Source organism: uncultured Ruminococcus sp., assembly GCF_937915125.1.
Lineage (GTDB): Bacteria > Bacillota > Clostridia > Oscillospirales > Ruminococcaceae > Ruminococcus_C.
The window spans coordinates 1-11,492 of the sequence record NZ_CALDMP010000032.1; the positions used below are offsets into that span (position 1 = coordinate 1).

An 11,492-nucleotide genomic window follows, 5' to 3' on the forward strand; every position below is an offset into this window, starting at 1 on the left:
ATGAAACAAAAAGCGCAGTGAATACTTTGTGTATTCACGAGCATTTTTGTGAAATGTGACGGAAAAGATGCAAGCATATGACGTACAAAGCCGCTAGGCGCTCTTTGTGCGGTATTGCCATAAATTCTATCCCGTTGAAAACGTCCCACCGAGACGTTTTCAAAATCTAATTTACTAAAAAGGTTTACAAGGGGAAAGCGGTCTTGTCCGCTTTCCCCTCGAAAAGCTGTCGCTTTTCTACCCCTTTTCTCCGCGCGCCGAAGTACGGCGCAGGGTGTTTCGCCGCCTGCGGGCGGCGACCAGGGACGCTGTCCCTGGACCCTGCCAAGGCTACTCGCCCTGGACCTCGCCAGCTGTACTCAGCTGGACCAGCAGTCTGGGTTGCCCTATTCCCTATTAGAGATGGGAAAGTGATTGTTCTCTTTTGGTGTTTAAAGCGGCTTCTTTTTGATTTTATCGCTTCTTCGGGGGTATTTTGCCGGCGTTGTTGTCTCTTTTTCTACAACAATCAGCCGCCGCTCCCCTGCTTGCTCCAGGTTGTAGTTTTCCTCAGAAACTACCTTTCCCCCAAGCAGTGCAATAGCACTTTCCGCCGTTTCCGCCGTTTCAGAGGGGCCTTTCATTGCCGCAAATCTGCCGCCCACTTTCACAAAAGGCAGACAATATTCCGTCAGCACCGGCAATGCCGCCACGGCACGTGCTGTGGCAAAGTCAAACTGTTCCCGATACACCGGATCCTGAGCGCCATCCTCCGCTCTGGCATGTACACACCGCACATTCCCCAGCCCCATCAGTTCCGCAGTATGTTCCAGAAACCCAATGCGCTTTTGCAGACTGTCCAGCAGCGTAATTTGCAGATCCGGGCGCAGAATTGCCAGCACCATCCCAGGAAAACCTGCCCCTGTTCCCACGTCAATACAGCTTGCCCCCAGCGGCAGGGAGATTTTTTGCAGCAGCACTGCACTGTCCAGAAAATGCTTCGCCCAGACCTCTTCCGGCTCTGTAATGGCGGTGAGATTCATGTGGGCATTGGTTTCCACAAGTTCTTTTAGATAGGTGGAAAACTGTTGAAAATGGGTTTCACACAAGGGTAAATCCGCCCCGGCAAAGATTGCTTTTGCCTTTTCGTAAGTCATCATGTCCTGCTTCCCTCCTGATTTGCCGTATCCCAGACCATGAGCACGGAAATATCCGCCGGAGATACGCCGGAAATACGGCTTGCCTGCCCCAGATTCTGGGGACGGTGGGCGTTCAGTTTCTCCGCCGCCTCCAACCGCAGCCCACGCACCGTGGTATAGTCCAGATTCTCCGGCAGCTTCATATTTTCCAGCTTTCGCATACGCTCGATCTGCGCCAGCTGCTTGCTGATATAGCCCTCATATTTGATCTGAATCTCCACCTGTTCCCCGATAACCGCCGGCAAAACCGGGCGCTCCGGGTCAAAGGGGGCGATCATGGCATAATTCAGCTGGGGACGGCGAATGAGATCCGCTGCCTTGCATCCTGTGGATAGTGCTGCCGTGCCGTGTTCCTCCAGAAAAGCGTTCAGTTCCCCGGAAGGCGCCAGATTGGTCTTTTCCACACGCTTTCGCTCCTGTTCCACAAGGCGGTATTTTTCCACCATGGCACCATAGCGTTCCTTAGAAACCAGTCCCAGTTCATATCCCAAGGGCATCAGCCGCCAGTCTGCATTATCCTGACGAAGAATCAGCCGGTATTCGCTGCGGGATGTCATCATACGATAGGGATCCTCGCAGCCCTTTGTGACCAGATCATCCACCAGTGTGCCAATATAAGAGGACGCACGATCCAGCACAAAGGGCGCCTTTCCCTGCACCAGCAATGCCGCATTGATGCCGGCAATCAGCCCCTGGGCTGCCGCTTCTTCATAGCCGGAGCTGCCGTTGAACTGCCCTGCGCCGAACAAACCGCCGATTTTCTTGCTCTCCAGGCTGGCACGCAGTTCCGTGGGGTCGACACAGTCATACTCGATAGCATACGCTGGGCGCATGATCTCTACATGCTCCAGCCCCTTGATGGTACGCAAAAATGCCAGCTGCACATCCTCCGGCAGGGATGAGGACATGCCCTGCAAATAGTATTCCTCTGTCTCCAGTCCCATGGGTTCCACAAACAGCTGGTGCCGGGGTTTGTCCGCAAAGCGGACGATTTTTGTCTCAATGGACGGGCAATACCGAGGGCCGATGCCTTCGATCTGCCCGGAAAACATGGGCGAACGATGGAGATTTTCCCGGATAATACGGTGGGTCTCAGCGTTGGTGTAGGTGATATAGCAGGAAACCTGATTGTGCATGGCTGCGGCATCGGAGCCAAAGGAAAAGGGTACGATATCCGCATCGCCGTCCTGCCGTTCTATGGCATCAAAGTCAATGCTCCGCCGATGGACACGGCAAGGCGTTCCCGTCTTGAAACGACGCATCCGCAACCCCAGCTGCTTCAGATTTTCCCCAAGGGGACGGCTGGGCAGGGCTGCATCGGGGCCGCTTTCGTAGGAAACCTCTCCCACGTGAATCCGTCCGTTCAGGTAGGTTCCTGTTGCCACTACCACAGCCGACACGTCATATTGTGCACCAAGGGAAGTGACAACGCCGCAGACTTTGTCGTCCTGCACCTGAATCTCGGCAATTTCCGCCTGTTTGATCTCCAGATTGGGTGTCTTTTCGCAGATTTGTTTCATGTAATTGTGATATTTCACCCGGTCCGCCTGCACACGGAGACTGTGAACAGCAGGGCCTTTTCCACGGTTGAGCATACGGCTCTGGAGAAAGCAGGCATCTGCTGCCCTGCCCATTTCGCCGCCAAGGGCGTCAATTTCCCGTACCAGATGGCCTTTTGCCGTGCCGCCGATAGACGGATTGCAAGGCATGTTAGCGATCTGGTCGAGGGATATGGTAAAGAGCACCGTCCGGCAGCCAAGCCGGGCTGAGGCAAGAGCAGCCTCCACGCCGGCATGGCCTGCGCCGATCACGGCAACTTCGTAATTTCCCATGTGATACATGTTGATAACTCCTTCGAATTGATAGATGTTTCACGTGAAACAAAAATGAGAACAGCCAAGGAAAAGCTACGTAGTAAGGCTCCCCAGACTGCTGGTCCAGCTGAGCCCAGCTGGCGCAGGTCCAGGGCTGCGGAAGCCCTGGCAGAGTCCAGGGACAGCGTCCCTGGTCGCCGCCCGCAGGCGGCGAAATACCCCGGCGCATTCTTTTGCGCCGCGGAGAAAAGGGGTGAGAAAAGCGGTAGCTTTTCGAGGGGAAAGCGAACAAGACCGCCCCGCCTTGTGTCCACTTTTCTACAAGTGTTATTTTGTAAACGTTCCGGTGGAACGTTTACAACGGATTTTCTTACAATATTATCCTGAATGTCACAAAAGAAAATGGCGCCGGCGAATTCGCTCGTTTCACTCGCTGTTCGCCTGGGTACGCATCGCCGCTGTTGCCTTTACTGTGTTCGTTTTGTGGTAATTCTGAATTTTCGGAACAGAAATTTCTACCTTTATTTTTTGACGGCGATGCGTTTGCTGTTCTGAATTGTACTTTGCTTGTCAGGTGTTTCTTCCTTTTTTCTTTGCTGAAAAGAAAAAAGGAAGCGAAAAAAGAAAAGAGTTCTCGCTGTGCTCGTGTGGATTATTTGCCTACGCAGAAGCGTGAGAATACGTCGTTGACGACAGCTTCGGAGACTCGCTCGCCTGTCAGCGTCAAAAGCGCATCCGCTGCCTCTTCCAGCAGCACCGTCACGCCGTCCAGCATTTCCCCATCATCCAATGCCTCCAGTGCCTGCAATATCTGCGCCTTCGCCGTCTCCAGACACTGCTTCTGCCGTGCATTCGCCACAATCCCCAGTTCCGGTGTCACCTTCGCCTGATAGAACATTTCCTCCACCGTTTTCCGCAGTTCTTCCAGTCCATCTCCAGCCTTTGCCGCCATGAAAATCACATGCCCGAACCGTTCCTGTAACGTCCGGATATCCAGCCTTGTCTCCTGGTCAGACTTATTCACAATGGCAATCACCGGCTTCTCCGGCAACTGCTCCAGCATCCGCAGATCGTCCCCATCCAAGGGTCTTGTGGTATCAAACACCGCTAGTATCAGATCCGCCGCCTGCAATCGCTTCTCTGCAATCTGCACGCCCATCTGTTCAATGACATCCTCCGTTTCCCGGAGCCCAGCCGTATCCGACAGCCTCAGCGTCACATTCCCCAGCCGTATCTGCTCCTCTACCACATCCCGGGTTGTCCCGGCAATTTCTGTGACAATACTTCGCTGACTGCCTGTCAGCAGATTAAAGAGGGTGGATTTTCCAACGTTCGGTTTCCCCACAATTACCGCCGATACGCCGGATTGCAGAATACGCCCGTAATCATAAGTGGCAAGAGTATCCTCTAGCTGCGCCAGAACAGGCGCAAGGGCTTCTCTCAGGCTCTCCGGAGTCACAGCCGGAATTTCATCCTCCGGATAATCCGCCCATGCCGCAAGATCCCCCAGACTGCGGACAATGCCCTGGGTAATCTGCTGCACCCGGTGATACAGGGCACCGTTCTGCTGGGCGTGGGCGAATTCCAGCTCCCGTTTTCCGGCAGCGCCAATGACGTCCATGACCGCTTCTGCCTGGGTGAGGGTCATTTTCCCGGCGAGAAACGCCCGTCTGGTGAATTCTCCCGGCTGCGCCGGAACTGCACCGGCGTGGAGTACTGCACGGAGCAGCTGTTCTGTCACATAAATGCCCCCGTGGCAGGATAATTCCGCTACGTCCTCGCCAGTGTAGCTGTGGGGTGCACGAAAAACGGTGAGAATGCCGTCATCCATTTCCCTGCCCTGTTCGTCCAGAAATGTGCCGTAAGCGCAGGTATAACCCTGCATTTCCGCCGGATTTTTTCCGGAAACACTGCGGAAACATGCCCCGGCAATGGCGAGGGCATCCTCACCGGAAATGCGAATGACGGCAATGCCGCCGGCAGCGTGGGGGGTCGCAATGGCTGCAATGGTATCCATAGGATTCCTCCTTTTCAAATCTATCTCAAATAAACAAAAATCAAAGCCAGTCTGTTTACCGCCAAGTAAAGGCAGCCCCATCAAGCTGGTCCAGCTGAGCACAGCTGGCGCAGGTCCAGGGCTGCGGAAGCCCTGGTCGCCGCCGCAGCGGCGAAACACCCCGGCGCATTCTTTTGCGCCGCGGAGAGGGTGGTGAGAAAAAGCGATAGCTTTTTCGAGGCGGGGCGAACAAGACCGCCCCGCCTTGTGAAACCATTTCTGTAAGTTAAGCCTTGTAAACGTCCCGGTGGGACGTTTACAACACAATAAGTTTTCTGCCCGCAAGTTCCGTTGAAAACGTCCCACCGGGACGTTTTCAAAATTTCACTTATTAGAAAGGGTTTACAAGGGGAAAGCGGTCTTGTCCGCTTTCCCCTCGAAAAGCTGTCGCTTTTCTCACCCCTTTTCTCCGCGGCGCAAAAGTATGCGCCGGGGTGTTTCGCCGTCTGCGGACGGCGACAAGGGGCTTTGCCCCTTGACCCCACCAGGGCTTCCGCAGCCCTGGACCTGCGCCAGCTGTGCTCAGCTGGACCAGCAGACTGAGCTACCTTTTTGAAAACGGGTAGAAAACATTTTTAGATGTGACTTGATATTACATTTGCGCAGTATTCTTGCGAGTTTGGGAAGTGCGTTTCCCTGATAAAATACACCATATTCCAAAAAACGGGCTGCGTGTAACAGCCCGTTTCTGTAGATATTCCGCTGTTTCACGTGAAACAACTCTTAAAACTCGATTTTTCCATACAGCCCGGCGTTCAGTTCATCCTCCGGCTTGGGCTTCTTATAATCCCGTTCAAAGCTGGTTTTCACGGAATCCAGATTGGTACGCTTGAACTCCTCCGGCTGGCGTTCCCGATAGGGACGCTTGCCCCCACGGTTCTGACCGCCCTTGCCGCCGCGGTTTCCGCCGCTGCGCTTGCCGTTAACGGAAGAAACCACCACTTTCCGGTAGGGATCCTCTCCCACGCTCCGGGAAGTCACGCCCTCGATCTCCGAGATCCGGCTGTGAATGATCCGGCGCTCGTAGGGATTCATGGGCTCCAGCGTAGTAGAACGACCGGTACGAAGTACCCCACGTGCGATCTTGTCCGCCAGCTGTTCCAGGGTCTTGCGGCGCTTTTCCCGATAGCCGTTGCTGTCCAGGAGCAGACGGCTATAGTCCTCGCTGTCTTTATTCACCAGAATTGATGCCAGATACTGGATAGAATCCAATGTTTCACCGCGTCTGCCAATAATGGTACCACTCTTGGACTGGCTGCGCAGTTCCATACGGATGCCGTTTTCGGTACGCATGGTGGTAATGGTCACTTCAATGCCCATTGCCTGGTAGATATCTGCAATATACTGCCGTGCACGGAGCAGATTCGGGGTCATTTCCTCTTCTGTGAGAATGGTCTCAATTGCCTCGGACTCCATACCTCTTGTGGCGGGATCACCCTGAGAAATCACAATTTCCTCTACAGAAGCCACTGCCTCCTGTACCGCAGACTTTTCCGAAACCTCCGGTTTCGCTGCCGGTGCGGGAGCGGGTGCTTCTTCCGGCTCTGCAGGCTCGTACACTGCCTCAACCTGTGCCTCACGCTTTATTTTGCCGAACAGAGATTTTTTCGGCTCTTCCAGGATCCGAAATACGATCTGATCCTGTGACACGCCGAACTTTTCGGATGCCATCTGCTTTGCCTCTTCGATACTTTTCGCAGTGAAGATTTCTTTCATAACCTGTTCATCCCTTTCTATTCTGTGGGACTTCATTCCCTGTCTCTTTTTTCATGCATTTGTAATAGACTTTTTCTTATTTCTTCGAACTCTCGTTCTCATCGCCCTCATAGGTTTCGCCGTATTTTTCAGCCATACGCTTCCGGGCGTCCTTCAGAACCTGCTGGTTATACTTAGACAGCTCCGAACGGGACATATCCTTTGTCTCTTCCACATAGCGTTCCCGCTTCTGCTGTCCCTCAGACAATCCCTGCTGCTGATCCAGCATACGCTGCATAAAGCTCTTTTTGCCGTTGACATATTTTTTCTGCATCTTCTTGTTTTCCTTCTCGCAGAGCTTTTCGATGCGCTCCTTGGTGAAGTACATGTTCAGACCGATGGTCTGGAGCAGTGAGAAGAAGGAAGAGCAAACCCAGTAGAAACCAACGCCTGCCGGTACTTGGAATGCAAACCAGACAGAGAAAATCGGCATGATATACAGCATAATATTCATGCAGCCTGCACTGGGCATACCCGGATTGCGCTTCTTCTGAACCACCTGCATATAGATGGTCAGGATCAGCTGGAGCACGCCGGACATAATGGGGATCATGAACAGTCCCACTGCCGCAGCGTTCCAGACTTCCGGATGCCAGCTGGGGATCTCACCCAGGTTAATGCCAAACAGGCTGAACTTGTCATAAAATTCCGCCATCCGGGAAGAAAGATCCGTACCGGCGAACACCTGATCAAAGGCACCGGAATCCTGGTGGTGGGCACTTAAAATGGCAAGCTCCTGCCGGAGACTTGTCCCCTGCTTTGCCAGCTCGGGGTTGATATTCTGTACTACCTCGAACGCCTTTGAAATGAGATCATCCTTCATTTTCAGGATGTAGGACAAAGGCTTGTACACAACGTCCAGAATGCCGAACAGGATGAAGAACTGCAAAAACATGGGCAGACAGGAGGCGCCGGGGTTGACGTTTTCCTCCTGATAGAGCTTCATCTGCTCCTCCTGGAGCTTCTGTGCGTCGTTTTTATACTTCTGCCGCAGCTTTTCCATCTTGGGGTTGACACGCTGCATCTTCGCCGAATTCATCTGCTGCTTATAGGAAATGGGAAACAGAATCAGCTTTGTAATAATGGTAAACAACAGAATCGCCAGCGCATAGTTGTCCACCCAGTCATAGATCAGACGCATGATCCAGCCGAACGGCTTACCACACAGATCATATAAAAAATCCATAATTTTTGTTTAACCCTTTCTGTTGCGTAATGTGGACTGCGGCTGTCGTTTTCCAAAGACGATCCGTGGCGGATCCAGGTGCTCCGGCACCGGGTCGATGCCGCCGGGACTCCAGGGATGACAGCGCAGCAGGCGACGCAGGGCGAGAAAGCCGCCCCGCAGTACGCCGAACCGCAGGATTGCGGTCTTCGCATAACAGGAACAGGTCGGATAATACCGGCATACAGCCGGTGTCAATCGGGAAAACCTCTGGTAGAGACTGATCAGTGCCGCCGCCAGACGTCTCATTTCGGCTTTCCCCCTTCCGACGGCGGTTCCATCAGTCGCCGGATACGTTTCAGTCCGGTTCCGGCGAGATAGTCACGCAATTGCGTAGAACGTATGCCCACAATAGACGGCAGTGCGACGATGACCAGATCCATTCCCGTGGGCATGAGATGCTCCGTCTCCCGGTATGCCTGCCGGATGACCCGGCGGGCACGGCTCCGCTTTACGGCACAGCCCACTTTTTTTCCCACTGTGATCCCCAGGCGGTTATATTTCCGCCGGGTTTTGCGCACATAGATGACCGCATAGGGCGACACGATCTTTTTTCCGCGCTGATACAGCTGTAAAAAGTCCCGGTTTTGATTCAGAATGACCGTTTTTTGCATGGCTCGCACTCCAACCTTGTCTCAGAATATTTTGCCGCTTTGCCGTGGATCTGTCTGCGCAAATCTTCATCTGCGGCGGGAGCAAGCCCCCGCCCTACGACAGATTTTTTCCAACACAGAAAGATCACTCCGACAGCCAAATGGATTAAGCGAGACTTGCTCTCGCCGTTTTTCCATTCACATCAAAATCATTCTAGGCATTTTCTTTTTTTCTCTGACAAAGCAAAAAAGCGTACCCCAACCGTCACCGAAGTACCGATCCAGAACCGCCATACCTGCATAATGCCGGTAAGTGTCTTTTCTCAATCGGCACGGCAGGCTCTTTAGGTACGCTCCTCGAAAAAACAAAAGACCACAAACCAATGGCGTTGTGGTCCGACTTCGATCAGTGGCTCAGTCTTGCTCTGCCCCGTGCTCTTCTGCGGGCTAAAACCTTTCTACCGTTCGCAGTGGCCATTCTCTTCCGGAAGCCATGCACCTTTTTCCGATGAATCTTCTTCGGCTGATATGTTCTCTTCAACCTGGTAACCTCCTTTCCTTGCGCAGGCGGAAAAAACTTCCGCACAGGATGCTGGAATTGCATACGGCTAGCCGCATGAATCCATTTACCATATATTATAACGGATGTTCTCCCGTTTGTCAAGAGATTTCTTTGAAATTTCTTTGTTTTTTACGTTTGGCACCGTAAAATACCGACAGGCTTCGTCAAATTGACCAAGAATTTCGCCTGGGCGGCGGAATTACAGGTGGAAATTGGGGCAATACCACACAATCTTTGTGCGGTGTTGCCTTTGGTTTTTGTTGTCACCAAATCCAACTGTAGGGATTGCTGAATCAAAAAACTTCATTGCCGCCTGCGGCGTTATGACCATCAAGTGACCAGAATTACTTTCCACCTTTACACCAATCTCTACTCCACAATTTCCACATGGGAATTTCAGAGAAAATTGAAGTTTTCAACAGAGAAAGACTTGATTTTCCACAACAAATGTGGTATACTATTATATTATGGAGTCCTGTTTTCTCGGGACCTGAAGCAGCAGCTGACAGTGATCTCTGTCATTGCCGTATTTTTTGCGCTGTCTGCATTGATTTTTGAAGGAGGATTCGCCGCATATGAACTCATTTGACGAAGTGTTTACCCGCGTCAAGCAATACTGTCTGGAGGAAGGCGACATTCCGGAGGTTGCTGTAAAACTCTGGATCTACGCCCTGATCCCAGTGCGACTGGACGGTACCACCGCACTTTTTTCTGTTCAGTCTGAATTCCAGCGTGACGTCATTCTGAATAACTATGAGTCCCTGCTGAAGGAAGCTTTCCTCAGCATCCTGGGCTTTGAAGTAGATATCCGCATCCAGGTGGATGACGAAACCACCATGCCTGTTCAAAACAGCCGTAAACCCAAGGATTATGACGAACTGGCACGCCGCCATGAGGAGCTGGAGCATAGCTTTGAGGGCGCAAACTATGAATATACATTCGATACCTTTATCGTAGGCGGTTCCAATGAATTTGCCTATGCTGCATGTACCGCTGTGGCAAAGGAGCCGGGCAAGAATTATAACCCCCTCTTTATCTACGGCCCGTCCGGTCTGGGAAAAACCCACCTGATGCACGCCATTGCCCATGAGGTACACCAGAGCCACCCCAACTATAAGATCATTTATGTCACCAGCGAGGAGTTCGGAAACGACTTCATTGCATGCATCAACAACGGCAACACTGCCAATTTCCACGACAAATACCGGAACGCTGATGTGCTCCTGGTCGATGACGTGCAGTTTTTCAGCAACAAGGAAAGCATGCAGGAAGAATTCTTCCATACGTTCAACAAGCTTCACGCCGAGGGCAAGCAGATCGTGCTGACTTCCGATAAGTCTCCCAAGGAACTGAAAACCCTGGAGGAACGTATCCGCAGCCGGTTCGAATGGGGTCTCATTACCGATATCAGCACACCGGATTTTGAGACGAGAATTGCCATTATCCGCCGGAAAGCGGAACTGCTGGATCTGTACATTCCCGATGATGTGACGGAATTTATTGCAAACCGGCTGAAAACCAATATCCGTCAGCTGGAAGGTGCTGTGAAAAAGCTGAAGGCACTGAAGCATCTGGCAGGCTCTGCACCGTCCATTTCCATGGCGCAGAGCGTCATCAAGGACATCCTCAGCGATGATCAGCCGGTGCCCATTACGGTGGAGAAAATTATTGTGGAAGTTGCCGATGTTTACGGCGTTTCACCGGAGGATATCCGCAGCAGTAAGCGCTCCAGCCAGATCTCCACAGCGAGAAAGGTTGCCATTTATGTGGTGCGGGAGATCACCCAGATGCCCCTCCAGGCAATCGGTACGGAGTTCGGCGGAAGAGACCACTCCACCATTGTCTACTCCATCAGCAACGTGGAAACGGCTATGAAACACGATGAACACCTGAAACAGCTGGTAGAAGATATCATCAAAAACATCCGCAGCAAGAGCCACGGCTAAGGCAACGCCGCAGGCGGCAATGAAGTTTTTTGGTCCAGCAATTTTTCAAAAATGCTGGCGAGGTCCAGGGCGAGGAGCCCTGGTCGCCGCCCGCAGGCGGCGAAACACCCTGCGCCGTATTCCGGCGCGGGTCGAGGGTGGTGAGAAAAAGCGACAGCTTTTTCGAGGCGGGGCGAACAAGACCGCCCCGCCTTGTGAAACCATTTCAGTAAGTTAAACCTTGAAAACGTCCCGGTGGGACGTTTTCAACAGAATAAATTTTTAGTTGTGACAGGGTACTACTGCATAGTCTCACCTAAAACTTTATATAAGGCAACACCGCACAAAGAGCGCCTAGCGGCTTTGCACGTCATATGCTTGCAT

Annotated in this window: 9 protein-coding genes; 1 reads left to right on the forward strand and 8 read right to left on the reverse strand. The window is 52.5% G+C overall.

The annotated features are described in order from the left end of the window. Nucleotides 1–431 precede the first annotated feature (431 nt). The 8 genes from rsmG to rpmH form a co-directional block, all read right to left on the reverse strand. A complete protein-coding gene (gene rsmG / locus Q0418_RS03285) occupies nucleotides 432–1,139 on the reverse strand; it encodes a 16S rRNA (guanine(527)-N(7))-methyltransferase RsmG (protein WP_298482192.1) in 708 nt (235 codons plus the stop codon). Next, nucleotides 1,136–3,019 (reverse strand): tRNA uridine-5-carboxymethylaminomethyl(34) synthesis enzyme MnmG, encoded by a 1,884-nt coding sequence (gene mnmG, locus Q0418_RS03290; RefSeq protein WP_298482194.1) that lies wholly within the window; start codon nucleotides 3,017–3,019, stop codon nucleotides 1,136–1,138. The genes rsmG and mnmG overlap by 4 nt, the downstream gene beginning before the upstream one ends. A 625-nt stretch (nucleotides 3,020–3,644) precedes the next feature. Then, complete coding sequence (mnmE, locus tag Q0418_RS03295) at nucleotides 3,645–5,009, reverse strand: tRNA uridine-5-carboxymethylaminomethyl(34) synthesis GTPase MnmE (RefSeq protein ID WP_298482196.1); 1,365 nt, start codon at nucleotides 5,007–5,009, stop codon at nucleotides 3,645–3,647. Nucleotides 5,010–5,771: 762 nt separating this feature from the next. After that, nucleotides 5,772–6,764 (reverse strand): RNA-binding cell elongation regulator Jag/EloR, encoded by a 993-nt coding sequence (gene jag, locus Q0418_RS03300; protein ID WP_298482198.1) that lies wholly within the window; start codon nucleotides 6,762–6,764, stop codon nucleotides 5,772–5,774. A gap of 76 nt (nucleotides 6,765–6,840) precedes the next feature. After that, nucleotides 6,841–7,989 (reverse strand): YidC/Oxa1 family membrane protein insertase, encoded by a 1,149-nt coding sequence (locus tag Q0418_RS03305; RefSeq protein ID WP_298482200.1) that lies wholly within the window; start codon nucleotides 7,987–7,989, stop codon nucleotides 6,841–6,843. 9 nt (nucleotides 7,990–7,998) lie between these two features. Then, nucleotides 7,999–8,277 carry a membrane protein insertion efficiency factor YidD gene (gene yidD, locus Q0418_RS03310; protein ID WP_295214050.1) on the reverse strand — a complete coding sequence of 93 codons (279 nt, stop codon included), beginning with the start codon at nucleotides 8,275–8,277 and terminating at the stop codon, nucleotides 7,999–8,001. Further along, a complete protein-coding gene (rnpA, locus tag Q0418_RS03315) occupies nucleotides 8,274–8,642 on the reverse strand; it encodes a ribonuclease P protein component (RefSeq protein WP_295214051.1) in 369 nt (122 codons plus the stop codon). Before rnpA ends, yidD begins: the two co-directional genes overlap by 4 nt. Nucleotides 8,643–9,027: 385 nt before the next feature. Next, on the reverse strand, nucleotides 9,028–9,162 hold the full coding sequence (gene rpmH, locus Q0418_RS03320) for a 50S ribosomal protein L34 (protein WP_084194420.1): 135 nt from the start codon (nucleotides 9,160–9,162) through the stop codon (nucleotides 9,028–9,030). 596 nt (nucleotides 9,163–9,758) lie between these two features. Here rpmH and dnaA point away from each other — a divergent pair. Further along, entirely contained in the window at nucleotides 9,759–11,129 is a 1,371-nt protein-coding gene (dnaA, locus tag Q0418_RS03325; RefSeq protein WP_298482202.1) for a chromosomal replication initiator protein DnaA, read from the forward strand. The last annotated feature ends 363 nt before the right edge of the window (nucleotides 11,130–11,492 follow it).

Excerpts from the sequence above, each read along its gene's own strand:
- mnmE (WP_298482196.1), bottom strand. The coding sequence starts at position 5,009 with ATGGATACCATTGCAGCCATTGCGACCCCCCACGCTGCCGGCGGCATT.
- mnmG (WP_298482194.1), bottom strand. The coding sequence starts at position 3,019 with ATGTATCACATGGGAAATTACGAAGTTGCCGTGATCGGCGCAGGCCAT.
- Q0418_RS03305 (WP_298482200.1), bottom strand. The coding sequence starts at position 7,989 with ATGGATTTTTTATATGATCTGTGTGGTAAGCCGTTCGGCTGGATCATG.
- yidD (WP_295214050.1), bottom strand. The coding sequence starts at position 8,277 with ATGAGACGTCTGGCGGCGGCACTGATCAGTCTCTACCAGAGGTTTTCC.
- jag (WP_298482198.1), bottom strand. The coding sequence starts at position 6,764 with ATGAAAGAAATCTTCACTGCGAAAAGTATCGAAGAGGCAAAGCAGATG.
- rsmG (WP_298482192.1), bottom strand. The coding sequence starts at position 1,139 with ATGATGACTTACGAAAAGGCAAAAGCAATCTTTGCCGGGGCGGATTTA.
- rnpA (WP_295214051.1), bottom strand. The coding sequence starts at position 8,642 with ATGCAAAAAACGGTCATTCTGAATCAAAACCGGGACTTTTTACAGCTG.
- dnaA (WP_298482202.1), top strand. The coding sequence starts at position 9,759 with ATGAACTCATTTGACGAAGTGTTTACCCGCGTCAAGCAATACTGTCTG.